General features: G+C 64.4%; 1 protein-coding gene. It reads right to left on the minus strand.

Going from position 1 to position 312, the window contains the following annotated elements:
* A partial coding sequence (locus tag ADK36_RS15845) for an SRPBCC family protein (RefSeq protein WP_276525835.1) occupies positions 1-312 on the minus strand: 312 nt, incomplete at both ends.

The raw sequence follows: 312 nt of genomic DNA on the forward strand, positions 1-312 counted from the left end.
CGGGTACATCCGGTGGAAGATCACGTGGTCCGGCACGAGGTTGACGAACACCTGGGGCCTGACGGTGATCGCGTAGTACCGGCGGTCCTGGTCCTCGGCGACCCCGGGAATACGGTCCAGCCCCTCGGAGCCGTCCACCGTGAACCCCTGCACGTCCTCGCCGAACTCGGCGCCATGGCCCACGTAGTACTGGGCGGCGTAACCGTCCGCGAACTCGGGCAGCACCTCGGTCAGTTCGGGGTGGATGGTCGCGCAGTGATAGCACTCCATGAAGTTCTCGATGATGAGCTTCCAGTTGGCCTTCACGTCGTA

The sequence above is a fragment of the Streptomyces viridochromogenes genome, from assembly GCF_001270495.1.
Lineage (GTDB): Bacteria > Actinomycetota > Actinomycetes > Streptomycetales > Streptomycetaceae > Streptomyces > Streptomyces viridochromogenes_A.